General features: G+C 73.7%; 22 protein-coding genes, 1 pseudogene and 1 riboswitch. Of the genes and pseudogenes, 11 read left to right on the forward strand and 12 right to left on the reverse strand.

The window, feature by feature from the left end; all coding sequences use genetic code 11:
• Nucleotides 1-55: 55 nt before the first annotated feature.
• From BLW57_RS28220 to thiO, 3 genes and pseudogenes are all read right to left on the reverse strand, one after another.
• Nucleotides 56-847, reverse strand: a pseudogene (locus BLW57_RS28220) (thiazole synthase); the annotation flags it as partial.
• Nucleotides 848-851: 4 nt separating this feature from the next.
• Entirely contained in the window at nucleotides 852-1,064 is a 213-nt protein-coding gene (gene thiS, locus BLW57_RS28225; protein WP_093478338.1) for a sulfur carrier protein ThiS, read from the reverse strand.
• Entirely contained in the window at nucleotides 1,061-2,242 is a 1,182-nt protein-coding gene (thiO, locus tag BLW57_RS28230; protein WP_093478340.1) for a glycine oxidase ThiO, read from the reverse strand. Before thiO ends, thiS begins: the two co-directional genes overlap by 4 nt.
• Nucleotides 2,240-2,351, reverse strand: a riboswitch (TPP riboswitch). Its footprint overlaps the gene before it by 3 nt.
• A 53-nt stretch (nucleotides 2,352-2,404) precedes the next feature.
• Between thiO and BLW57_RS28235 the strand changes: the two genes are divergently transcribed.
• The 6 genes from BLW57_RS28235 to BLW57_RS28260 all read left to right on the forward strand — a co-directional run bounded on the left by BLW57_RS28235 (nucleotide 2,405) and on the right by BLW57_RS28260 (nucleotide 7,226).
• Nucleotides 2,405-2,755 carry an avidin-fold protein gene (locus tag BLW57_RS28235; RefSeq protein WP_093478341.1) on the forward strand — a complete coding sequence of 117 codons (351 nt, stop codon included), beginning with the start codon at nucleotides 2,405-2,407 and terminating at the stop codon, nucleotides 2,753-2,755.
• A 32-nt stretch (nucleotides 2,756-2,787) separates the two neighbouring features.
• A complete protein-coding gene (locus BLW57_RS28240; RefSeq protein WP_093478343.1) occupies nucleotides 2,788-4,020 on the forward strand; it encodes an NAD(P)/FAD-dependent oxidoreductase in 1,233 nt (410 codons plus the stop codon).
• An 84-nt stretch (nucleotides 4,021-4,104) separates the two neighbouring features.
• Nucleotides 4,105-4,470, forward strand: a complete 366-nt coding sequence (locus tag BLW57_RS28245; RefSeq protein WP_073892950.1) for an Rv2175c family DNA-binding protein — start codon at nucleotides 4,105-4,107, stop codon at nucleotides 4,468-4,470.
• 91 nt (nucleotides 4,471-4,561) lie between these two features.
• The gene (thiE, locus tag BLW57_RS28250; protein ID WP_093478344.1) at nucleotides 4,562-5,209 is read left to right on the forward strand and encodes a thiamine phosphate synthase; all 648 of its coding nucleotides are present in this window, start codon (nucleotides 4,562-4,564) and stop codon (nucleotides 5,207-5,209) included.
• A 119-nt stretch (nucleotides 5,210-5,328) separates the two neighbouring features.
• Entirely contained in the window at nucleotides 5,329-6,252 is a 924-nt protein-coding gene (gene metF / locus BLW57_RS28255) for a methylenetetrahydrofolate reductase [NAD(P)H] (RefSeq protein WP_093478346.1), read from the forward strand.
• 56 nt (nucleotides 6,253-6,308) lie between these two features.
• On the forward strand, nucleotides 6,309-7,226 hold the full coding sequence (locus tag BLW57_RS28260) for an SCO2102 family sporulation regulator (RefSeq protein WP_093478347.1): 918 nt from the start codon (nucleotides 6,309-6,311) through the stop codon (nucleotides 7,224-7,226).
• Between the two features lie 16 nt (nucleotides 7,227-7,242).
• Here BLW57_RS28260 and BLW57_RS28265 read toward each other — a convergent pair whose 3' ends face one another.
• From BLW57_RS28265 to BLW57_RS28285, 5 genes are all read right to left on the reverse strand, one after another.
• On the reverse strand, nucleotides 7,243-8,751 hold the full coding sequence (locus tag BLW57_RS28265; RefSeq protein ID WP_176985760.1) for a phytoene desaturase family protein: 1,509 nt from the start codon (nucleotides 8,749-8,751) through the stop codon (nucleotides 7,243-7,245).
• Between the two features lie 57 nt (nucleotides 8,752-8,808).
• A complete protein-coding gene (locus BLW57_RS28270) occupies nucleotides 8,809-9,411 on the reverse strand; it encodes a DUF4126 domain-containing protein (protein WP_093478351.1) in 603 nt (200 codons plus the stop codon).
• A 370-nt stretch (nucleotides 9,412-9,781) separates the two neighbouring features.
• Nucleotides 9,782-10,411, reverse strand: a complete 630-nt coding sequence (locus BLW57_RS28275) for a TetR/AcrR family transcriptional regulator (RefSeq protein ID WP_073892937.1) — start codon at nucleotides 10,409-10,411, stop codon at nucleotides 9,782-9,784.
• Between the two features lie 47 nt (nucleotides 10,412-10,458).
• Nucleotides 10,459-12,543 carry a YhgE/Pip domain-containing protein gene (locus BLW57_RS28280; RefSeq protein ID WP_093478353.1) on the reverse strand — a complete coding sequence of 695 codons (2,085 nt, stop codon included), beginning with the start codon at nucleotides 12,541-12,543 and terminating at the stop codon, nucleotides 10,459-10,461.
• Nucleotides 12,515-13,411 carry an ATP-binding cassette domain-containing protein gene (locus BLW57_RS28285; RefSeq protein WP_093478354.1) on the reverse strand — a complete coding sequence of 299 codons (897 nt, stop codon included), beginning with the start codon at nucleotides 13,409-13,411 and terminating at the stop codon, nucleotides 12,515-12,517. Before BLW57_RS28285 ends, BLW57_RS28280 begins: the two co-directional genes overlap by 29 nt.
• A 162-nt stretch (nucleotides 13,412-13,573) precedes the next feature.
• Between BLW57_RS28285 and BLW57_RS28290 the strand changes: the two genes are divergently transcribed.
• From BLW57_RS28290 to BLW57_RS28300, 3 genes are all read left to right on the forward strand, one after another.
• Entirely contained in the window at nucleotides 13,574-14,137 is a 564-nt protein-coding gene (locus BLW57_RS28290; RefSeq protein WP_093478356.1) for an SAV_6107 family HEPN domain-containing protein, read from the forward strand.
• A gap of 123 nt (nucleotides 14,138-14,260) precedes the next feature.
• Entirely contained in the window at nucleotides 14,261-15,031 is a 771-nt protein-coding gene (locus BLW57_RS28295) for a methyltransferase (RefSeq protein WP_176985761.1), read from the forward strand.
• 278 nt (nucleotides 15,032-15,309) lie between these two features.
• Complete coding sequence (locus BLW57_RS28300) at nucleotides 15,310-15,693, forward strand: DUF3040 domain-containing protein (protein WP_073892929.1); 384 nt, start codon at nucleotides 15,310-15,312, stop codon at nucleotides 15,691-15,693.
• Nucleotides 15,694-15,906: 213 nt separating this feature from the next.
• Here BLW57_RS28300 and BLW57_RS28305 read toward each other — a convergent pair whose 3' ends face one another.
• From BLW57_RS28305 to BLW57_RS28320, 4 genes are all read right to left on the reverse strand, one after another.
• Nucleotides 15,907-18,291, reverse strand: coding sequence for a transglutaminase TgpA family protein (locus BLW57_RS28305; protein WP_093478357.1), 2,385 nt, complete (start codon nucleotides 18,289-18,291; stop codon nucleotides 15,907-15,909).
• On the reverse strand, nucleotides 18,288-19,649 hold the full coding sequence (locus BLW57_RS28310) for a DUF58 domain-containing protein (protein ID WP_093478359.1): 1,362 nt from the start codon (nucleotides 19,647-19,649) through the stop codon (nucleotides 18,288-18,290). The genes BLW57_RS28305 and BLW57_RS28310 overlap by 4 nt, the downstream gene beginning before the upstream one ends.
• Nucleotides 19,649-20,689 carry an AAA family ATPase gene (locus BLW57_RS28315; protein WP_093478360.1) on the reverse strand — a complete coding sequence of 347 codons (1,041 nt, stop codon included), beginning with the start codon at nucleotides 20,687-20,689 and terminating at the stop codon, nucleotides 19,649-19,651. The genes BLW57_RS28310 and BLW57_RS28315 overlap by 1 nt, the downstream gene beginning before the upstream one ends.
• Before the next feature lie 248 nt (nucleotides 20,690-20,937).
• The gene (locus BLW57_RS28320) at nucleotides 20,938-21,486 is read right to left on the reverse strand and encodes a beta-class carbonic anhydrase (RefSeq protein ID WP_093480929.1); all 549 of its coding nucleotides are present in this window, start codon (nucleotides 21,484-21,486) and stop codon (nucleotides 20,938-20,940) included.
• Between the two features lie 419 nt (nucleotides 21,487-21,905).
• Here BLW57_RS28320 and rsmH point away from each other — a divergent pair, with 419 nt between their 5' ends.
• Together rsmH and BLW57_RS28330 are read left to right on the forward strand one after the other, a co-directional pair.
• Nucleotides 21,906-22,862: a 16S rRNA (cytosine(1402)-N(4))-methyltransferase RsmH gene (gene rsmH, locus BLW57_RS28325; protein ID WP_093478362.1), complete on the forward strand. Its 957-nt coding sequence runs from the start codon at nucleotides 21,906-21,908 to the stop codon at nucleotides 22,860-22,862.
• 88 nt (nucleotides 22,863-22,950) lie between these two features.
• Nucleotides 22,951-23,514, forward strand: a complete 564-nt coding sequence (locus tag BLW57_RS28330; protein ID WP_093478363.1) for a cell division protein FtsL — start codon at nucleotides 22,951-22,953, stop codon at nucleotides 23,512-23,514.
• Nucleotide 23,515: the final 1 nt, after the last annotated feature.

Raw genomic sequence — 23,515 nt, forward strand, 5'->3', positions numbered from 1 at the left:
CCGTTGCGCCATTGTGGGGACGGAATGCAGCAGAGCTGTGACTGTCGGGTGACGGGAAGGCGGGGCGCTCGGGGTCCAGCTGCGCGCGCCCCTCGGCCGGGGAGGACGCCTCGGCGAAGTGGCGGCGCGGGATCCGCCCCGCCAGCCGGGCCAGCCGGCCGGCCTCGACCGCGTGCCGCATGGCCGCGGCCATCGTCTCCGGCTCCTGCGCCCGCGTCACGGCGGAGGCGAGCATCACGCCCGCGCACCCCAGCTCCATCGCCAGCGCCACGTCGGACGCCGTACCGGCGCCCGCGTCCAGGATCACCGGTACGCCCGCCCGCTCGACGATGAGCTGGAAGTTGTGCGGATTGCGGATGCCGAGCCCCGATCCGATCGGGGAGCCCAGCGGCATCACCGCGGCACAGCCGACGTCCTCCAGCCTGCGCGCGAGCACGGGATCGTCGTTCGTGTACGGCAGCACCGTGAAACCGTCGTCGACCAGCGTCTCCGCCGCGTCCAGCAGCTCCACCGGGTCCGGCAGGAGGGTCCGCTCGTCGGCGATGACCTCCAGCTTGACCAGGTCGGTGCCCAGTGCCTCCCGGGCGAGGCGCGCGGTCAGCACGGCCTCCCCGGCGGTGAAACAGCCCGCCGTGTTCGGCAGCACGCGGATGCCCAGCTTCTCCAGCACCGACAGCACCGAGCCGTGCACGGACGGGTCCACCCGCCGCATCGCGACCGTGGTCAGCCCGGTGCCGGAGGCGGTCAGCGCCCGCTCCAGCACGTCCAGACTGGGCGCGCCGCCCGTGCCCATGATCAGCCGGGAGTCCAGGTGCACACCGCCCAGGACGAAGGGGTCGTCGGCCATCGGTTCAGCCTCCCTGGACTGCGGTGAGTACTTCGACGCGGTCGCCCTCGGCGAGCGCGGTGGTCGCCCACTGGCCGCGCGGCACGACCGTCTCGTTGACGGCGGCGGCCACCCCGGAGGGCGCCGCGGTGAGGGTGCGGACGAGGGCGTCGAGAGCGGTGCCCGGGGCGATCTCGCGGTGCTCCCCGTTGACGGAGACGGTGAGGCTGAGGGTCATGCGGACTGCTCCATGAGACGTGCGGGCCGCTCCGGCGGCGGGGCGGTGAAACGCTGGGGCGTGAACGGGCGGGCCTCCTCGGGGAGGTCACCGGTGGCCAGCGCGTGCGCCAGCACGTCCCCGGTGACCGGCGTGAGCAGCACGCCGTTGCGGTAGTGCCCGGTGGCCAGCAGCAGTCCGTCCAGGCCGGACGGGCCGAGCAGCGGGGCGTTGTCGGGGGAGCCGGGCCGCAGTCCGGCCCGGGTCTCGGTCAGCGGGAGCTCGGTGATGCCCGGGACCAGCTCGTGGGCGTCGCGCAGCAGCTCGTACACGCCCCCCGCCGTGACCGTCGTGTCCCAGCCCAGCTCCTCGGTGGTGGCGCCGACGACCAGCTCGCCGTTCTCGCGCGGCACCAGGTAGACCTGGCTGCCGCGGACCACGGCCCGCACGGTCCGGCTCAGGAACGGCGCGAACCGCCGGGGCACGGCCAGCCGCAGCACCTGCCCCTTCACCGGACGGACCGGCGGCAGCAGCGCGTCCGGCACGCCCGCGAGGCGCCCGCTCATGCTTCCGCCGGCGAGCACCACCTGCTCCGCGCGCAGCTCGGTGCCGTCCGCCGTGGTGACGCCGGCGGCCCGCTCGCGCACGACGTCGAGCCGCTCGGCCCAGGTGCGGTGGAAGACCACCCCGGCGTGCTCGCACGCGGCCACCAGGGCCGTCGCCAGCCGCCGCGGGTCGATCTGATGGTCGCCGTCGACCCGCAGTCCGCCGCGCACCACGGGCGCCAGCATCGGCTCGAGACGCCGGCAGTCGCGCCCCGACAGCCACTCCGACTCCAGGCCCGAGCGCTGCTGGAGCGCGTGCAGTTCCCGCAGGTGGGCGCGGTCGTCGGCGTCCAGCGCGACCGCGAGGGTGCCGCACCGGCGGTAGCCCAGGTCGTGGCCGGTCAGCTCGGACAGCTCGGCCGCGAAGCCGGGATAGCGGCGCGCCGACTCCAGGTTCAGGGCGAGCAGCGTCTCCTCGCCGTAGTGCAGTTCCGTGACCGCGGCGAGCATCCCCGCAGCGACCCGCGCGGCCCCGCCGCCGGGCTCGGGGTCCACCACGGCCGTGGTGAGCCCGCGCTGCGCCGCGCGCCAGGCCGTGACCAGACCGATGATCCCGCCCCCGATGACGAGGACGTCGGACGTACGTGACGACATGGGCGTCCAGCCCCTCCCTTCGCCGGCATGACCCGGATCAGGTTCGTACGGTCGGAGGCCGCCAGCCTCCCTCTCAGCCCGGTGCGTCCGGGCTCCCGCGAGTGCTTGTACGGTGGCCACCCTAGCCCGCCCCGCTCGTCACCCGTAAGGGAGCCCTCCGTCATGCACCGCTCGCTCGACGGTCTGATCCTCGCCCCCGTCGCGGACCAGGCCCCAGGTCAGGTGGGTACCCGCACCCGGTTCGCCTACCACGAGAAGGACGGCGAGGTCTGGGCGGAGTACGCGGGCGGCGAGGTCGTGCGCGGCCATCTGGTCGGGACCCGCGAGGGCGACCGGCTGGACTTCCGGTACGTGCAGCTGCGCACCGACGGGACCACGGCCTGCGGGCACTGCGTGTCCACCGTCGTGGAGCTGCCCGACGGCCGGCTGCGGCTGGAGGAGACCTGGGAGTGGGAGTCCGCTCCGGGCAGCGGTACGAGCGTTGTGGAGCAGGTCACCGAGCACGCCCCCTGACTGACGTTTCGTCAGTTGTCTATGGTGATCGGGTGAGCGAGCAGACACCGCAACAGGGCACGTCACAGGAACGGCGCGTGGTCGTCGTGGGCGCGGGCATGGCCGGGGTGCAGACCGCGGTCGCCCTGCGGGAACAGGGCTTCGAGGGAGCCGTGACCGTCATCGGCGCCGAACCGCACCAGCCGTACGACCGGCCGCCGCTGTCCAAGGCCGTGCTGCTCGGCACGGCCGAGGGCTCCGCCTTCGACGTCGACTTCGAATCCCTCGGCGTCGAGCTTCGGCTCGGCTGCGAGGCGCAGGGCCTGCGCCCCGCCGCACGCGTGCTGGACACCGAGGCGGGCCCGGTGCCCTACGACGTCCTGGTCCTGGCCACCGGCGCCGAACCCATCACCCTGCCCGGCACCGAGGGCGTACCCGGCGTGCACCTGCTGCGCACCCTGGACGACGCCGAACGGCTTCGGCCCGTGCTGCTCCGGCAGCACGACATCGTGGTCGTCGGCGCCGGCTGGATCGGCGCCGAGTTCGCCACGGCCGCCCGGGAGGCGGGCTGCGCGGTGACCGTCGTCGAGGCCGCCGACCGGCCGCTCGCGGGTGCCCTGCCCGCCGAGGTGGCCGCGCCCATGGCCGCCTGGTACGCCGACAGCGGGGCCGAACTGCGCACCGGCGCGCGCGTGGAGCGCGTCGAACCGGGCGCGGTGGTGCTGACCGACGGCACCCGGCTGCCCGCGGGCGCCGTCGTCGTCGGCATCGGCGCCCGCCCGGCCACCGGCTGGCTGGCCGGCTCCGGCATCGAGCTGGGGCCGCACGGCGAGGTCGTCGCCGACGCCCGCCTGCGCACCGGGGCCGAGGACGTGTACGCGGTCGGCGACTGCGCCTCCTTCCCCTCCGCCCGCTACGGCGAGCGGCTGCTCGTCCACCACTGGGACAACGCCCTCCAGGGGCCCCGCACGGTCGCCGCGAACATCCTCGGCGAGACCCCGGCGCTCTACGACCCGGTGCCGTACTTCTGGTCCGAGCAGTTCGGCCGCTTCGTGCAGTACGCCGGGCACCACGCCGCGGCGGACCGCCTGGTGTGGCGCGGCGACCCGGCCGGCGCCGCCTGGTCGGTGTGCTGGCTGCGCGAGGGCCGGCTGGTGGCGCTGCTGGCGGTGGGCCGGCCCCGCGACCTGGCCCAGGGCCGCCGCCTGATCGAGGCGGGCCGCCGCATGGACCCCGAGGCCCTGACCGATCCGGGCCGCCCCCTGAAGAACGCCACGGCCGACTGATCGGCGCCGGGGCAGGGCGACCGGCGCCGCGGTCGGCCGCCGGCATCGAGCGGCACCTCGGGCGGAGCGCCTACCCTAGGACTCGTGACCGAGATTGACGCAAAGATCGATGCTCTCGTCCCCGCCTGGCTCACCCTCCCCGACATCGCCGAACAGCTCGGCGTCGAGGTGACGCGTGTGCGGCAGCTGGTCAAGGAGGGCCAGCTGATCGCCGTACGCCGTGGTGAGAACCGGGCGCTGCACGTCCCCGCCGCCTTCATCGACGGGGACAAGGTCGTCAAGGGCCTGACCGGCACCCTGACGCTCCTGCGGGACGACGGCTTCACGGACGAAGAGATGATCGAGTGGCTCTTCACCCCCGACCCCACCCTGCCCGGCACCCCCGCGCAGGCCCTGAGTGAGAATCGCGGCACGGAGGTGAAGCGCCGCGCCCAGGCGCTCGCCGTCTGAGCCCAGCCGCACCAGGGGGGTGGCGTACGCGCCCCGGGCCCGCACGCCACCCGAGAACCACCAGGTACACCGACCACGGGGGGACCCACGCATGTCCGACACCGCCCGCGCCGCCCTCGCCGACGCCCGCCTGTACCTCTGCACGGACGCCCGCCGGGACCGGGGCGACCTCGCGGGGTTCCTGGACGCGGTCCTGGCCGGCGGTGTCGACATCGTGCAGCTGCGCGAGAAGGGCATGGAGGCCGCCGAGGAGCTGGAGACCCTCCGGGTCTTCGCGGACGCCTGTGCCCGGCACGGCAAGCTGCTCGCGGTCAACGACCGGGCGGACGTCGCGCACGCGGCCGGTGCCGGGGTGCTGCACCTCGGCCAGGGCGACCTGCCGGTCCCCGCGGCCCGCGCGATCCTGGGCGACGACGTCCTGATCGGACGCTCCACGCACGCCGAGTCCGAGGCCGCCGCGGCCGCCGTGCAGGACGGCGTGGACTACTTCTGCACCGGTCCGTGCTGGCCCACCCCCACCAAGCCCGGCCGTCACGCCCCCGGGCTCGACCTGGTCCGGTACACCGCCGGCCTCGGCACCGACCGTCCCTGGTTCGCCATCGGCGGGATCGACCTCGCCAACCTGGACCAGGTGCTGGACGCCGGCGCCCGCCGGGTGGTCGTCGTACGCGCCCTCACCGAGGCGGCGGACCCGGGTGCCGCGGCTGCGGAGTTCTCGAAGCGGCTGCGGCAGCTCTGAGGGCGCCGGGCGTGGCCGTTGTCCGGGATTCTGTCCAATGGGTGGACAGCAAGCCGACAAATCAGCCAAATTACCGGCGTCCGGTTGGGGTACCGCCCACCCCTGGCTAACCTGCCCGTATGGCCCTCGGAACCGCATCCACCAGGACTGATCGCGCCCGCACCGTGCGCGACATCCTCGCCACCGGAAAGACGACGTACTCGTTCGAGTTCTCGGCGCCGAAGACGCCCAAGGGCGAGCGGAACCTGTGGAGCGCGCTCCGGCGGGTCGAGGCGGTCGCTCCCGACTTCGTCTCCGTGACCTACGGCGCCGGCGGCTCGACCCGCGCGGGCACGGTCAAGGAGACCGAGCAGATCGTCGCGGACACCACGCTGACCCCGGTCGCCCACCTCACGGCGGTCGACCACTCCATCGCGGAACTGCGCAACATCATCGGCCAGTACGCGGACGCGGGCATCCGCAACATGCTCGCCGTGCGCGGCGACCCGCCCGGCGACCCCATGGGCGAATGGGTCCCGCACCCCCGGGGCCTGGCCTACGCGGCCGAACTCGTGCGGCTCATCAAGGAGTCGGGCGACTTCTGCGTGGGCGTCGCCGCGTTCCCGGAGATGCATCCGCGGTCCTCGCAGTGGGACACCGACGTCCAGCACTTCGTGGACAAGTGCCGGGCGGGTGCCGACTACGCCATCACACAGATGTTCTTCCAGCCGGAGTCGTATCTGCGGCTGCGCGACCGGGTGGCGGCCGCCGGCTGCGACACCCCGGTCATCCCCGAGGTCCTGCCGGTCACCAGCGTGAAGATGCTGGAACGGCTGCCCAAGCTCAGCAACGCCCGCTTCCCGGACGCCCTGAAAGAGCGGATCCTCACAGCGAAGGACGATCCGGCGGCGGTACGCTCGATCGGTATCGAGTTCGCCACGGAGTTCTGCGCACGGCTGCTGGCCGAGGGAGTGCCCGGACTGCACTTCATCACGCTCAACAACTCCACGGCGACCCTGGAAATCTACGAGAACCTGGGCCTGCACCACCCCCCGCAGGCCTAGACCGGCCGCACCGCGGTACGACACACTGCGTAGCGGCCACTGGGAGAGGGGCGTACATGGGCTGGACGGTCCTCTACATCGCGTTCGGCGGCGTCGCACTGTGGCTGCTGGGCGAGGTACTGCTGCAGTACAAGGCGCGGCTTCGCTGGCGGCTGCTGGCCTTCGTCGGCTTCCTCGGTGTCGTGCTCGGCGTGCTCATGCCGTCCGTCGTGGTGATCGGCCTCGGCGCGATCGCCTTCGCCATCGGGCAGACCTACGTCACCCTGTCCTTCCGCCGCGGCTTCGCCGCGGGCTGGGCGGTCAAGCGCCCCGACGCCGAGGACGAGCCGGGCGGCAGCAAGCGGCGGCGCGGCCGGGCCGACCGGTACGAGGCGGACCCCGAACTGTCCGCGGCCGGGACGGGCGACGACCGGGACGCCGACCACGGCCCCGAGCACCCCGGCTACGACGACGACTACGACCGCGACGACGTCTTCACCCCGGCCCGCTCCGCCGAGCCCACCGCCGCCGAGTCGACCGCCGTCTACGAGCCGCAGCCCATGCCCGACGACACCGGCAACTACGGCGTCTACGGCGACACCGCCCACGCGAACGCCGGCCAGCCCCAGGGCGACGGGCAGCAGGCCTACGCCTACGACTACTCCGGCTACGGCCAGCAGCAGGGCTACGCCGGCTACGACGCGGGCCAGCAGGGCTACGCCAACTACTCCGACCCGTACATCGGCAGCCAGTCCTACGGGGACGCCGGCTACGACCCGGGCTACGGACAGCAGTACGGCCAGCAGGGCTACCCCCAGGACCCGTACGCCACCGGCGGCTACCAGCAGACGCCGGCCGGCGGGGTGTGGGTGCCGCAGCAGCGCACCGACGAGAACTACGGCGGCGAACTCCCGCAGGAGCAGCCCTACCCCTACCAGGCGGGCAGTCAGCAGACCCAGCCCGGCGCCGGGTACGACGAGCAGTACCGCTTCTGAGCCGCCGGGCCCCCGCTCACTGCGAACCGCGGAACTCCGGGCCCTCCACGATCAGTCCGGCCACCAGCGCTCCCGACATGCCCGCGTGCGGCAGACCGCCGCCCGGGTGGGACCAGCCGCCGGCGGCGAACAGGCCGGGCAGCGCGGTGGCGTTGGCCGGGTGCAGCACACCCTCCGGCGCGGCCAGCGCGGGCGGCGGCACCGCACCGCCCGTCGCGCCCGTCTCCCGCTCGGTGTCCAGGGGCGTACGGACCTCGCGCCACAGCACCCGCTCGCGCAGCCCCGGCACCGCGCGCTCGGCGGCGGCGGCCATCCGGTCCGCGAAGGCGTCGGCGGCGCCCGGCGCGGCCCAGTCGTACTCCTTCGCCGCCGGAACCGTCGCCGTCAGCACCACGGACTCGTGCTCCGGGCCGGGACGCAGGGCCGGGTCGTCCGGGCGGTCCACCAGGACCGTCGGCAGCTCGGGCAGCACCCCGTGCCGGAACAGATCGAGATCACCCTCGCCGTCCGCCGCGTGCACCACCGTGCGGTGCACGGCGCCGGGCTCGCGTGCGCCGCGCAGCGCCAGGCACACCACCATCCGGCCCGGGTAGCGGTCCTCGCGCTCCGCCGGCACGTCCCGGGCGCCGTAGAGGTCCCTGCCCGGGAGCATGCCGCCCAGCCGCCAGGGGCCCGTGCCGACGACGAAGTCCGCCTCGGTCGCCGTCCCGTCCGCCAGCTCCACGCCGGCCGCCCGGCCCTCCTTCTCCAGCACCCGGGCGACCTCCGCGCCGAAGGAGAACTCCACCCGACGCTCCAGGCACCGCTCGTACACCGCGCGGGCCAGCTCCCGGATGCCGCCGCGCACGTACCAGGTGCCGAAGGCGTGCTCCATGTAGGGCAGCACGGCCGCGCTCGCCGGGGCCGTCCCCGGATCGACGCCGTACGCGAGCGCGCAGTCCGCGAGCAGCGCCGCAAGGCGGGGGTCGCGCAGCTCCCAGGCACCGATCTCGTGCAGCTTGAGCGCGCGGCGGGTGCGCAGGAACCGCTTGTGCGGCACGCCCGGATAAGGCTCCTTCCCGTCCAGCACCTGCCAGTTCGGCCACAGCGGCTCCTCCAGCAGCGGCCGGCGCGTGCGGTCCCAGGTCTCGCGGGCCCGCACCAGGAAGTCGCCCCAGCGCTCGCCGGCGCCCCCGCCCAGCGCCTCGTCGAGGGCGGCGACGACTCCCGCGCGCGAGGCGTTCGGCAGGGACACGTCGGTGCCGTCCGCGAAGACGTGCCGCGCGGCCGGGTCGACCTGGATCAGCTCGACGCGGTCCTCGAGCGCCTCCTTGCCGGTCTTGACGAACAGATCGCGGTACACGGCGGGGAGGGTCAGCAGCCCGGGCCCGGTGTCGAAGGCGAACCCGTCCCGCTCGAACCGGCGCACCGCACCGCCGTACGTCTCCGTGCGCTCGTACACCGCCACCCGGTGGCCCGCGACGGCCAGCCGGGCAGCGGCCGCCATCGCGCCCATCCCGGCGCCGATCACCGCAATCCGTGCCATGCCCGTGACTTTATCGACCGCCACCGACAACCCGGTCGGCGGGCGGCCCGGTGCAGGTCAGGGCGCCCGTGAGGCCAGGCGCCGCTCCTCCCGGCGCTGGGCTCTGCGGCGCAGGAAGCGCCGGATGCGCGACACGAGGAACCACAGCGCCAGCAGCCCGCCGGCCAGCAGGACGGCCGCGACGACGGCCGCCGCCTCCGGGTGGAACATCGCGAACGACACGACGCCGGCCACCCCGAGGTCCTCGGCGAGGCTCAGCACGAAGTTGCTGAACGGCTCCGGCGAGGTGTTGACCGCCATGCGGGTCCCGGCCTTGACGGTGTGACTGGCCAGCGCGGTCGAACCGCCGATCAGCCCCGCGGCCACGTCCGAGACCGAACCGCTCTGCCCGGCGAGCAGCGCGCCCACCCAGGCACCCGCGAGCGGCCGGACCACCGTGTGCACGGAGTCCCACACCGAGTCGACGTACGGGATCTTGTCGGCGACCGCCTCGCACAGGAACAGCGCGCCCGCGACGATCAGCACCTCGGGGCGCTGCAACGTCTGCGGGACGTCGTCGCTCACGCCCGTCATGCCGAACAGGCCGAGCAGCAGCACCACCGCGTAGGCGTTGATGCCGCTGGCCCAGCCGCTGGTGAAGACCAGGGGGAGTACGGACACGCAGGCGATCGTAGCCAGCCGGCGCCCCGCCGGGCAGGGCACGTGCGCGGACTGCTGAGTACCCGTACCTAGGCCGCGAGATGAGTACGCGCGCGGATGGGCCCGGGCCCTGGCGGACGGGACAGTGGAGGCACGGCAAGGGGCGGGGCCCCGGCACCGCCGGCACGGGGCGGCGGAACGGTGTCCCGCCTCCTCGCCGCTCCTTCCGCCGATCCGTCGGCGGAAGCGAGTCGGGGGACCCGGGGACGACCGCCCACGGGGTCGTCGGGGGAGGCCCGTACGGGGGAGTGCGGGACAGCACGGGGGAAGGGGAAGGCGCCGGTCCGGCAGCGGACCGGCGCCTTCTCGTGCGCCGAGGGTGTCCCGGCGCTCAGTCTCTGCCGCTGACCCGGCCCTGCAGCAGCCGGGACAGGGCCGCGTGCACGTCGTCCAGGGAGCGCTCCGGCTGGAAGGACTTCCAGTCCAGGGCGGCCACCAGGACCATGCCGACCAGCGCCGCCGCCGTCAGCTGGACGTCGATCTCGTCGCTGAACTCCCCGGCCGCCACGCCCTCCCGCAGCACCCCCTCGACCACCGCGACGGCCTCCTGCCGGACCACCATCAGCGTGGACTGCCAGGCCCGGTTGGTGCGCCACAGCTCTGCCACGTACAGCTGGGTGAAGGCCGGGTAGCGGTCGATGAAGACCAGACCCGCGCGGACCATCGCGTCCAGCGCGTCCACCCTGCTGCCGCCCTCTGCGGCCGTCCGCTCCGCCGCCTCCCGCAGCGAGGCGGTGAGCAGGCCCACGCCGTGCCGCAGCAGCTCCTCGAAGAGGACCGACTTGCTCGCGAAGTTGTAGTAGACCGTGCCCTTCGCGACGCCCGCCCGCTCGGCGATCTCGTCCACCGTGGTGGCGGAGAAGCCCTGTTCGGCGATGAGCGTGACGGCCGCCTCGTAGAGCTTCTGCCGGGTGGCCTCGCGGCGCGTGCTGCCGCCGGACCTGGTGCTGCTGCTTTCCATGGCCCCGATTGTCACAGGTACGCGCGCGTGCAGGGACGCTTCGGGGATCACAGGCTCAGCTCCGGGTGCAGCCGGTCCAGCGTCCACACCTGGCGGCGCCGGGCCGCGAGGGCGGTCAGCGCCAGCGCTCCCGCGGTGAACATGACGAGCACGCCGCACGCCTGCCAGACCGGACCGAGCCCGCCGCCCGTGATCAGCCGGCGCAGCGCCTCCACGATGTAGCTCATCGGCAGGTAGGGGTGGATCGCGTTGAAGAAGCCCGGACTGGTCTGCACGGGGTACGTGCCGCCCGCCGAGGTCAGCTGGAGCATCAGCAGCGCGAGGACCAGGATCCGGCCGGCCGCGCCGAACCGGGCGTTCAGCCACTGCACGATCGCCGCGAACGTGGCGGTGACCAGGAACAGGAACCCGATGGTGCCGGCCGCGCGCGGCATCTGCAGACCGATCGCCCAGTGCAAGACGGCCATCAGGGCGCCCACCTGGAGCACGCCCACCGCGGCCACCGGCAGCCAGCCGGCCAGCGCGATCCGCCAGGAGGAGGAACCGGCCGCCAGGGCACGCCGGTTGAGCGGCGGGATCAGCATGTAGGCCACCATCGCGCCGACCCACAGGGAGAGCGGGATGAAGTACGGGGCGAACCCGGTGCCGTAGTTGGGGGCCTTGTGCAGGTCCCGGGAGGCCAGCTGGACCGGGTCGGCCATCACGTCCGTGCGCCGGTCGCGGTCCTGCTTGCCGTAGTCCGGGATCTTCTTCGCGCCGTCGTGCAGCCCGCCGGCCAGCTTGCCCGATCCGTCGGACAGCTTGTACAGGCCGCCGTTCAGCGTCTGGGCGCCCGACTCGGCGGTGCCGATGCCCTTGTCCAGGGCGACGGCGCCGGTGTACGCGGTGCCGAGCCCGGTGTGCAGCTTCTCGGCCCCGGTGGCGACCTGGTGCGCGCCGGTGTTCAGCTTGTTGATCTTCTTGACGGCGTCGTCGACGTCCTCGTGGAGGTGCGGTGCGCGGGCCTCAAGGGCGCGCGCCTGCTTCTGGAGCGTGCCGAGGTTGTCCCGCATCGTCTTCAGGTCGCCGTCCTGGTCCGCGATGAGCGTGTTCAGGTCGTCGGCGACATCGGCCACGTCGGCGGCGGCGGTCTTGGCCCGCTTCAGTTCCGGGCAGGCCGGGTCGGGGAGCGTGGCGGTCTCGCAGCGCGCCGCGTAGATCTTGTCGAGGACGGCGGAGGAAGCGTGGGCGGCCTTCGCGGCGCCCGGCGCGAGCTTCACGAGGTGGTCGAGGTTGTCCTCGACCGTCTTGGCCGAGTCGGCGACCAGCCTGGCGGTGTCCCCGATGGTCTTCTCGTTGGTCTTCAGGAACGGGCCGGCCTCGGCGTAGACGGGGTTGACCTTGTCGGCGAGCCGCTGGGTGCCGTCGGCGACCTGCCGGGCACCGGTTCGGAGGTCTCCGGAGCCCTTGTCCAGCTTCTTCAGGCCGGTGGCCAGCTTGCCGCTGCCGCCCTTGGCGTCCTTCAGCCCGTCGGCGAGGTCCTTGGAGCCCTTCTCCGCCTTCCCGATGCCGGAGTTCAGCTTGTCGGCGCCCTGGGCGGCCGTGACGGTCTTGTCGTGGATGTCGGAGAAGGACACGAAGATCTTGTCCAGGAAGCCCCGGGAGGCCTTCGTGGACGCGGCCCTGCGCACCTCGCCGAAGACGGTGCGGGAGATCTGGCCGACGATGTAGTTGTTCGCGTCGTTGGTGCGCACCTGGAGGGCGCCGGTCTCGGGGGAGTCGCCCGAACTGGACGCGATCCGGCCGCTGAAGTCGGCCGGCATGGTCAGCGACAGGTAGTAGGTGCCGTCCTCGACTCCCTTGCGGGCCTCTTCGTCGTCGACCTCGTGCCATTCGAAGGTCCGGCTGTCGCGCAGCCCGTCGACGATGTCGTCGCCCGCGGTGATCTTCCTGCCGCCCGCCGTGGCTCCCTTGTCGTCGTTCACCAGGGCCACCGGGATGCGGTCCAGGCGGCCGTACGGGTCCCAGAACGACCACAGGTACAGGGCGCCGTAGAGCAGGGGCAGCACGAGCAGCGCCACCATGGCGGCGCGGGGCAGCTTCCCCCGTCCGAAACGCCTCAGCTCAAGCGCGGCCAGCCTCGGTGAGCGCATCGCCGGTCCCCTCCTTCGCCTCGATGTCCGGCCCGGTGGTGTCCGGTTCGGTGGTGTCTCGCCCTGCGGTGTCTCGCCCTGCGGTGTCCGGCCCGGTGGTGTCCGGGTCCGGCTCGGCGCCCGTGTCCGTGGGGGTGCCTGTGCCCTCCGGCTCGGCCCTGGTGTCCTTCCGTCCGGCGTCCCCCGCCCCGGTCGACACGGTGACGCAGCCCTCGGGAGCGGTGCGGCACACGACCGCGACCGTCGTTCCCGCGCGCGTGAGGGACCGCAACAGGTCCCAGACCTCGGCGCGCTCGGCGTCCGAGAGCTTCGTCTCGATGTCGTCCACACCGAGCAGCCGGGGCCGGCCCACCAGGGCGAGGGCGACGGACAGGCGCAGCTCCTGGAGCCTCTCCAGGTCGCGCACGGCCGTCCTGGAGCCCTTGGGCAGCGTCTCCGGATCGAACCCGGCGGCGGCCAGGGCCGCGTCGATCCGCAGCCGCGCCTCGTGCCCGCGCTGGGCGCGGGGCCGCAGCACCTCGCGCAGCGAGTCGCCGAACCTGCTCTGCAACAGGGCCCGTTCGCGCAGGTGCTCGCCCACGGTCAGGGCCGGGTCGAGGTCGGTCACCCCGGCCACGTTGGCCACCGCCGCCACGCGGCGCAACGCCGCCATGTGCCGGGGGAGTTTGAACCCGCCGACCGCGGCCACTCCTTCGGTGGGCTTCATCCGTCCCGTGAGCGCGAGGAGCAGACACGTGCGGCCGGAGCCGGACGGTCCCTCGATCGCGATCAGTGATCCGGGCTGTGCGTCGAGGGTGATGCCGCGAAAGGCCCACCCCCGTGGCCCTTTGAGCCCGAGGCCTTCGGCTGTGACGTCCACGCCGTCCACAAGCCCCCCTGGTTGGCAAATTTGAACTGACTGGTCAGTGCAAAAATACGCCCGAACCTTCGATCGAAGCAAAGCCCCAGGTCAGAACGGATTGTCAGTGGCATACCTCACGATGGGCACATACGGCACCTGTGCCGTCACCCAGACGACAGGAGGTTCGTCATGGCCAACTCCTCCGCAGCTGCCGCCCGCCGGCGCCGCGCCACCGGCCCTGCCCCCTCACTGACCGGCCCGGCGAGCGACGTGCACCCCGTGCTCCGCCGGGCCACGGCCCCACCCGCCGCCCTCGACCTGCTCGCCCAGGCCCGCTCCGGCCTGGAGGAGGCCGCTGTCCTGGAGACGCCGAACGAGCGTTACGCGACGGCCCACCTCGCCGCCCTGCGCACCGCCGCCGCGGTGCTCGCCGCCCGCGGCCGCCCCGAGACGTCCCCCCGCCGCCGGGCCAAGATCCGCAGTGCCTGGGAGGTACTGCCCGAGATCGCCCCCGAGCTGACCGAGTGGAGCGCGCTGTTCGCCGCCGGCGCCGCCCGCCGCGCCCGCGCCGAGGCCGGCATCCAGGGCGCGGCCGGCCGGCGGGACGCCGACGACCTCATACGTGACGTGGCGATGTTCCTCCGCCTCGTCGAGCGGATGCTGGTCCCCCAGCCGGTCCTGCCCCAGCCCCGCCAGGACGCCGGGGAACGCGACGGACCGGGAGCGCGCGGTGACCTTCCGGACGCGGGCTGATCACCCGAGGTCCGCCGTACGAGACGCACCGGCCGTCCACGGCCGCGGTGACCGGCTCCGGCGGCGGAGGCAATAGGGTGGAGTTCGCCTGAAGCCTTCCGTCCTGCCGAGGAGTCAACTGCCGTGTCGGACCCGATGCGCCCCCGCGTCTCCCTCCGTACCGCCGTGGTCTGGGAGGTCCTGCAGGACGCTCTCGACCGCCGGGTCAAGGCCACGGGGCGGGACGCGCTGGACGTCCTCGACACCGGGGGCGGCAGCGGCAACTTCGCCGTGCCCGTCGCCAGCCTCGGCCACCGGGTCACCGTGGTCGACCCCAGCCCGAACGCGCTGTTCGCGCTGGAGCGCCGCGCCGCGGAGGCCGGCGTCGCCGACCGGGTCAAGGGCGTCCAGGGGGACGCCCTCGGCCTGTTCGACGTGGCCGAGCGCGGCGGCTACGACGTCGTGCTGTGCCACGGCGTCCTGGAGTACGTCGACGACCCGGCCGAGGGCCTGCGCAACGCCGTCGCCGCGCTGCGGCCCGCGGGTGTCCTCAGCCTGCTCGCCGCCGGCCTCGGCGGTGCCGTGCTCGCCCGCGCCCTCGCCGGCCACTTCACCGAGGCCAAGCAGGCCCTGGAAGACCCGGACGGCCGCTGGGGCACCGGTGACCCGATGCCGCGCCGCTTCACCGCCGAGCAGCTCACCGAGCTGGTGGAGAGCGCCGGCCTGAAGGTCGGGGCCGTGCACGGCGTGCGGGTCTTCGCCGACCTCGTGCCCGGCGTCCTGGTCGACACCGAGCCCGGCGCCCGCGACGCGCTCCTCAAGCTGGAGGCCGCCGCGGCCGAACTGCCCGCCTTCCGCTCCGTCGCGACCCAGCTGCATGTGCTCGGCGAGACGCCGGGTGCGGCCGGGGCCTGAGCGCACTGCCGGGACCCCGCCGCTGATCAGGGGCTCGGCGGCGGATGGAGTACGCCACAAGCCCCCCGATCGAGGGGTTTGCGCCGTATGATCGAGGTACACCGCCCGGCATGACGGGTCGGCCGCCGGGGAATGGAAGCCTCAGCGAGTCGGGGTCGTCATGACGGGTTCCGATTGGCCAACTGGCGTAGTGGGGCGGGTTTCACGGGGGCGGTTCCCTGCCTATCCTGAAGGGACCCCCCGGGTCGCCCCGGCGACTGCACGATGAGGAGGACTCCGTGCCGCTCTCGGAGCACGAGCAGCGCATGCTCGAGCAGATGGAGCGAGCGCTGTACGCCGAAGATCCCAAGTTCGCGTCGGCGCTTGAGGGAAGCGGACTGCGCACGTACACCCGGCGTCGGGTCTACCAGGCGGTCGCAGGCTTCCTCGTGGGTATCGCGCTCCTCATGGCCGGAATGGTCGCGCAGCTGATCTGGGTCAGCGTGGTGGGTTTCCTCGTCATGCTGGGCTGTGCCGTGCTCGCCGTCACCGGATGGCGCAAGGCGCCGAAACCGGGGGAGCAGCCCGCGGGCGCCGCTCGCCGCCAGGCACGGCCGAAGCGCTCGATGATGGACCGGATCGAGGAGCGCTGGCAGCGCCGCCGGGACGAGCAGGGCCACTGACCCGCGGTTCACCGCGGACGACGACAGACGCACCCGAGGGGTGACCACCGACAGGTGGTCACCCCTCGGGCGTGTTCCCGGGGCGGCGGCCTTCCGGCCGTGGCCGCTCTGTGGTGGGGCGGCCGTGTCTTCGCGCGCGACCGGTCCGCACCTGCCCGTCCCCACCTGCCCGTGGCCGCCGCCCTCCCGGAGGACGGGCGGCGGCCACGGGCCCTAGCTCCGCTGTCCCGACGGCCGGCGCAGCGGCGGCCGGACCGAGGCGGCCCGGGCCCTGAGCGCCGACCAGCGGGCCGACACCGCCCACAGCACCCGTGCGGCCGAGCGGGGCAGGAACAGCGCCCGCAGCCGGGTCCCGGTGCTCACGTTGCCGGCCAGCGCGCCGACCACCCGGCGCACATCCTGCGCCAGACCCGCCGTGGGGCTCGGCCGGGGAGCGTAGAGCACCTGCTCCACCGCGTCCGCCACCCGGTGCACCGAAGCCCCGGCGGCCGGGTCCAGATGCCCGAGCCGCACGATCCGGGCGGCCGCACCGCGCGGGGTCAGCGACTCGTCCGGCGGGATGCCGTGGTCCCAGGCGCTGTCGGTCAGCTCCTGCCAGACGGCCAGCGTGTGCGCCGCCGCGCCTTCGGGCGTCCGCGCATGTCCGCCCAGTCTCCGGGACCGCGTCCGTTTCCGCCACAGCAGCGGGGACAGCGGGATCGCCAGTGCCACCAGGACCCCCGGCACGAGCAGCAGCCACCACCAGGGGCTCGGCCCGCCGTTCCCGGGGTGCGGGGCCGCCGCGGCCGACGGGCTGTCGCAGGCCTGCAGCCGGCGCAGCTCGTTCGCGCAGCTCTCGCTGGGCGAGGCCGCCGCCGAAGGCTCCGACGACGCGTTCTTCGACGGCAGGGCCGGGTCCGGCTGCGCGTCGCCGGGGGTGTCCGACCGGGTGTACGACGGTGTGGTGCCGCGGGTCGGGGTCGGCTCGAAGCGGGTCCAGCCGATGCCCTCGAAGTACAGCTCCGGCCAGGCGTGCGCGTCCCTCTCGCTCACCGACACCGTGCCGTCGGCCTGCGGGGTGCCGGGCGCGAAGCCCACCGCGACCCGCGCCGGGATGCCGAGGGTGCGGGCCATCGCCGCCATCGCGAAGGAGAAGTGGACGCAGAAGCCCTCCTTCTGCTCCAGGAAGTTCACGATGGCGTTCGGACCGCGGCCGACCTTCACCTGGGTGTCGTACTGGAAGCCGCCGTTGACGGCGAAGTAGTCCTGGAGCCGGACGGCCTCCTCGTAGTGGCTCTTCGCGCCCGAGGTGATCTCCTTCGCGGTGCGGGAGACCTCCTTGGGCAGCGAGGACGGCACGCGGGTGTACTCGCGCTCCAGGGCCGCCGGCGGCTCCGGGGCGTCCGCCAGCTGCTCCGCGCTCGGCCGCACGTTCAGGCTGGTCACCTGGTACGTCTCCCCGCGGGTGCTCTGGCCGTGGTCGCCGACGACCGTCATCCCGACGGGCTCGTACCGCCACCGGCCGGCGACCTTCACCTCGCTCGGCGGGTAGGGCATCGGCAGCCAGTTCTGCGCGTACCAGTCCGCCGCCGTGACCGTCGTCCGCACCTTGCCGCGTTTGACGTCCGTGCCCAGGCCGACGGGCGTGGGCAGCTCGTCCGGCACCCCGACGACGTGCCGCCGGGCAGGCGTCCAGGTGGTGCCGTCGAACTCGTCGAGGGAGACGATCCGCAGGTACAGGTCCGAGATGTCGCCCGTGCTGGTCCGCAGCGACAGCACCCGGCGGTCGTTGTCGGTGTTCAGGCTGTCGCGCAGGGACACCAGCGGGTTGACCGCGGAGATGGTGCCCCCGTCGCCGTTGCCCGCCCCCACGCCGGTGCCCGCCGCGTCCAGCAGTCCCCCCTGCATCGCGGGCAGGGCCGCCGGCACCAGCAGGGCCACGCCCAGCGCGACCGCGCCGATCCGGCGACCGGTGCGCACGGGGGCCGCGACGCCGGGATCCGGTGAGCCCGGGGAGCGGGGCGCGCCGCCGAAGACCCGGCCCCACTGCGCGAGCCGGTCCCGGCCCTCCGCGAGCAGCAGCATCAGATAGCCGGCCGCCGCCACCAGGAACCACAGCCAGTCGGCAGCGCCGTCGGACAGTCCGGCGGCCACCGAGTACAGCGCGAGCAGCGGCAGCCCGGCCGGGGCCGCGCTGCGGAAGGTCACCGCGATCGTGTCCACCAGCAGGCCGATCAGCAGCACGCCGCCGATCAGCATCAGCTTGATGCCGTCGGTGAGCGGCGCCGGTATGGCGTACTGGCTGACGTCGTCCGAACCCTGCTGGAGCAGCTCGGCGAGGTACCGGAAGGTGTCCGGCCCGGGGATCAGCCCGGCGAGGGCGTGCTCCCGTGCGAACACCAGCGTCAGCAGCATCAGGGTGACCAGCGTCTGCGCCGCCACCGTCAGGGGCCGGCCCAGCGGGACCCGCCGGGCCGCCGCGCCCACCCCGGTCTGCACGGCCACCAGCGGCACCAGTTGCAGCAGCCAGGTCGGCTCGGCCACCAGGGGCAGCAGCGCGCAGGAGGCCATCAGTGTGGCCGCGGCAGCGCACAGGGCCAGTCGTGCCCGCCCGCTCATCCCCGTGCCTCCCCGCCGACGGCGGTCAGACCCGAGCGTTCCCGGTCCGCCTGCCGCCACAGATCGTTCAGCGCGGCGCCGCGCGGCACGCTCAGCGCCGTCCAGCCGGCCTCGCGCAGCATGCGCAGCCGCTCCGCGTGCCGGTCGCCCGGGCCCGGCACGTCGGTCGCCTCGCGCACCCAGGTGTCCGGGTCCAGCACGAAGGCGACGGCACCGCCGCTGCGCCGGCTCATCTTCGCGACCGTCGTGGCCTGCTCCTCGTCCAGGTCGCCGAGGAAGGCGATCAGCAGCCCCTCGTTGCCGCCGCGCAGCACGTCGTACGCCCGGGACAGGCCCGTGCCGTCGGAGTGGTCGATCACCGCGAGGGTGTCCATCATCAGTCCGGCCGCCTCCGCCGTCTCCTGGCCGGCGCCCGCGAACCCGTCGGCGCCCTCCCCGGGCACCGAGCTCCCGCCGTCCGTCAGCAGGCGGACCGAGAAGCCGCGTTCGAGCATGTGCACCAGCACCGAGGCGGCACCGGCGACCGCCCACTCGAAGGCCGAGTCGGGGCCCGCGCCCTCGTAGGCACCGCCCCGGGTGTCGAGCAGCACGGTGCACCGGGACCGCCGGGGCTGTTCCTCGCGGCGCACCATCAGCTCGCCGTAGCGCGCGGTGGAGCGCCAGTGGACCCGGCGCAGGTCGTCGCCGTAGCGGTAGCCGCGCGGGATCACGTCGTCCTCGCCCGCCAGGGCGAGCGAGCGCTGCCGCCCGTCGCCGTAGCCCATGGCCTCGCCGCTGAACCGGACCGGTGTCAGCGGTTCCACGCGCGGGATGACGGTCAGGGTGTCGTACGTGGAGAAGGACCGGGTCAGTTCGCACATCCCGAAGGGGTCCGTGAGCCGCAGTTGCAGCGGGCCCAGCGGGTAGCGGCCGCGCAGGTCGGAGCGGACCCGGTAGGACACCTCGCGGCTGCCGCCCGGCTCGACCCGGTCCAGCACGAACCGGGGCCGCGGACCGAGGACGTACGGCACCCGGTCCTGGAGCATCAGCAGCCCGGTGGGCAGCCGGGAGACGTTGTCCATGCGCAGGTGCACCCGGGCCTCGCCGGCGGCCGGCACGCGCGCGGGGGAGAGCCGGCGGTTCGCGGCCACCCGGTAGCGCGTGCGGTACAGCACCGCCGCGCAGACCAGCGGCAGCGCGGCCAGCAACAGGCCGACCCGCAGCAGGTCGCTCTGGCCGAGGACGTACGCGCAGATCGCGGCGGCGATCCCGGCGGCCAGGAAGGAACGGCCGCGGGTGGTGAGCCCCGCCAGGGCCGTACGGACGCCGCCCGCCTCCCCGCGGTCGGCGTCCGCATGCCCGGCCCCCCCGGCGCCCATCACAGACCCCGCGGGGGCTGCTGGGGATAGGCCGGCACGCCGCGGCCGAGCCCGCCGAAGCCGCTCTGCTGTCCGGGCGTCGCGGGCACCGGGGTGTGCTGGAGGATCTCCAGCACCACCTGTTCGGACGTACGGCGGTTCAGCTGGGCCTGCGCGGTGGGCAGCAGCCGGTGGGCGAGGACGGCGACGGCGAGGGTTTGGAGGTCGTCCGGCAGGGCGTACTCCCGGCCGGCGAGGGCCGCGGACGCCTTCGCCGCGCGCAGCAGATGCAGCGTGGCCCGCGGGGAGGCGCCGAGTCTGAGGTCGGGATGGCTGCGGGTGGCCGCGACCAGCTCGACCGCGTACCGCCGGACCGCCTCGGAGACGTGCACCCCGCGCACCGCCTCGACCAGTTTCACGATCTCGTGCGCGTGCGCCACCGGCTGGAGGTCCGCCAGCGGGCTGACCCCGCCGTGCACGTCGAGCATCTGCAACTCGGCCTCGACGCTCGGGTACCCGACGGAGACGCGGGCCATGAACCGGTCGCGCTGCGCCTCGGGCAGCGGGTAGGTGCCCTCCATCTCGACCGGGTTCTGCGTGGCCACCACCATGAAGGGGCTGGGCAGTTCGTAGGTCTGCCCGTCGATGGTGACCTGCCGCTCCTCCATGGACTCCAGCAGCGCCGACTGGGTCTTGGGCGAGGCGCGGTTGATCTCGTCGCCGATCACGATCTGCGCGAAGATGGCGCCCGGCTTGAACTCGAAGTCCCGGCGCTGCTGGTCCCAGATGGACACACCCGTGATGTCCGAGGGCAGCAGGTCGGGCGTGAACTGGATACGCCGCACGGAGCAGTCGATGGACCGCGCCAGTGCCTTGGCGAGCATCGTCTTGCCGACTCCGGGCACGTCCTCGATCAGCAGATGGCCCTCGGCGAGCAGCACGGTCAGCGCGAGTCGTACGACCTCGGGCTTGCCCTCGATCACGCCTTCCACCGAACCGCGCACCCGTTCCACCGTGGCGGTCAGATCAGTGAGGCTCGCTCGATCGTCATAGGTCGTCACCCGGCCCTCCTCGGCCCGTTCATTGCCGGGCCGACGCTCTGTGATGCGAAACCGGCCCACCCCGAAACACGGACACCACGCGGAAACAGTTCCGCGTGACGCCACACCCCGCATTCTTGCTGCCGTTACCGATTCGTGTCACTCGCCTGTGGACAACTGCCCGCACGATGTCGGCCTTACGGCTTTTCCGACCACATTTTCGATACGGGGAGGGCGGGATGGTCCGGGGCGGCCGGCCGGTGCTCCGGTCAGACCGGGTCGACCTCACGCAGCAGACCGGTGCGCACGTCGAAGACGAACCCGCGTACGTCGTCGGTGTGCAGCAGGAACGGCGAGGTGCGCACCCGCTGCATCGACTGCCGCACGTCCTGGTCGACGTCCCGGAAGGACTCCACCGCCCACGCCGGACGCTGGCCGACCTCCATCTCCAGCTCGGTGCGGAACTCCTCGGTGAGGGATTCCAGGCCGCAGCCGGTGTGATGGATCAGCACGACGCTGCGGGTGCCGAGCTTGCGCTGGCTGATCGTCAGGGAGCGGATCACGTCGTCGGTGACCACGCCGCCCGCGTTGCGGATCGTGTGGCAGTCGCCGAGCTGGAGGCCGAGGGCCTTGTGCAGGTCGAGCCGGGCGTCCATACAGGCGACGACGGCGACGTGGAGAACCGGGCGGGCGTCCATGCCGGGGTCGGTGAAGGCTTCGGCGTAATGCTGGTTCGCGTCCACGAGGCGGTCGGTGACGGTACCGCCGGTCGTTATGGCCCCTTCGGGTCCGGTGGGCACTGCTGCTGAAGTCGTCATGCCGACGACGTTACTGGTCACGTACTGGTCCGGCCCGATGTGAGTGGGGACAAAGAACGCCATCGCCGCTTGTTGTGAGCCAATCCACACGAAGGCGAACCCGGTGTCACCCGGATGAACCCGTTCGAATTGTGGTCCCGGCCGTGAGGCGGTACGCGACGCGCAGGCCGGTTGATTGACCGCGAGACAGGGTGGACTAAAGTGGCGCGAAGCGGGAGGCGAGGCCCTCCCTGCTGGTGAAGTCCCCGGAGACCCCGGCACCCGCCCGGACCGTCTCCCCACGTGCGCGGCGCGTACGTACGGCTCGGCCTCCTCCCGCTTCCGGTCGGCTGTCGCTTCCGGCGCCGGCAGGCCTCCCGTTCACGAGCGGGCGGGGACCCGGCGGTGCGTACGGCCACGCCGGATCCTGAGAGGCCCCCTTGAGCCAGAGTCGACACGTCCCGGTGATGCTTCAGCGGTGCCTGGATCTGCTGGCGCCCGCCCTGGAGCGCCCGGGAGCCGTGGTCGTCGACTGCACCCTCGGCCTCGGCGGCCACAGCGAGGCACTGCTGGCCCGGTTCCCCGAGGCACGGCTGATCGGCCTCGACCGGGACAAGGAGGCGCTGCGCCTGTCCGGCGAGCGGCTGGCGCCGTACCAGGACCGCGCCTCCCTCGTGCACGCCGTCTACGACGAGCTCCCCGAGGTGCTGCGGCGGCTCGGCGTCCCGCGCGTGCAGGGCGTGCTGTTCGACCTCGGCGTGTCCTCCATGCAGCTCGACGAGGCCGACCGCGGCTTCGCCTATGCCCAGGACGCGCCGCTGGACATGCGCATGGACCAGACGACCGGCATCAGCGCCGCCGAGGTCCTCAACACCTACCCGGCGGGCGAACTCGTGCGCATCCTGCGCGCGTACGGCGAGGAGAAGCAGGCCAAGCGGATCGTCTCGGCGATCGTCCGCGAGCGCGAGAAGGAGCCGTTCAGCAACAGCGCACGGCTCGTGGAGCTGATCCGGGACTCCCTGCCGCAGGCCGCCAAGCGCACCGGCGGCAACCCGGCCAAGCGCACCTTCCAGGCGCTGCGCATCGAGGTCAACGGCGAACTGTCCGTCCTGGAGCGGGCGATCCCGGCCGCCGTGAAGGCCCTCGGCGTCGGCGGACGCATCGCCGTGCTGTCGTACCACTCGCTCGAAGACCGCCTGGTCAAGCAGGTGTTCGCGGCCGGAGCCGCGTCCACCGCGCCGCCCGGGCTGCCGGTCGTGCCCGAGCGCTACCAGCCGAGGCTCAAGCTGCTCACCCGCGGTGCCGAACTTCCCACCGAGGAAGAGGTCGCCGAGAACCGCCGCGCCGCACCCGCCCGGCTGCGGGGCGCCGAGCGCATCAGGGAGGACGCCGAGTGAGCGACACGGGTCGGTTCCATTCCCCCACCCGCAGGGGGAGCGCCTCCCCGGCCGACCGGGGGAGCCACTCCGCCCCGCTGGGGGAGTGATGGGCAGCAAACCCGCACTGAAAGGCCGGGCGGCCCGGCTCGCCCGGCTCTTCCCGGCCGGCCGCGCCAGGGCGGCCCGCGCCCCGTTCGTCCTCCTCGTCGTCCTGCTCCTCGGCGGCGGCCTCATCGGGCTGCTGGTGCTGAACTCCGCGCTCAGCGAGGGCTCGTTCCGCCTCGCCGACCTGCAGAGGCGGACGAAGAACCTCACCGACGCGGAACAGGCCCTGCAGCGGGACATCGACGCCTACTCGTCCCCCGACGCCCTGCAGCGCCGCGCCCGCGCGCTCGGCATGATCCCCGGCGGCGACCCCGCCTTCCTCGACCCCGACGGCAGGGTCAGGGGCGTCCCGAGCCCCGCCGCCCCCGAGCCCGCCGCCCTCACCGGGCCGGGAGCACCCGCGACCATGGACCCGGCCGTCGGCCTCTCCACGTCCCCGGCCCCCACGGCGGCCGGCACCGCGCCGCCCGCCCGGCCCCAGGGCGCGCCCACGGCCTCCGCCCCGGCGCCGGCGCCGCCGCCCGCCCAGCCCCAGTCCGCCTCCACCCCGACCCCCGGCAGGTGAC

It is taken from the genome of Streptomyces sp. 1222.5, assembly GCF_900105245.1.
Lineage (GTDB): Bacteria > Actinomycetota > Actinomycetes > Streptomycetales > Streptomycetaceae > Streptomyces > Streptomyces albidocamelliae.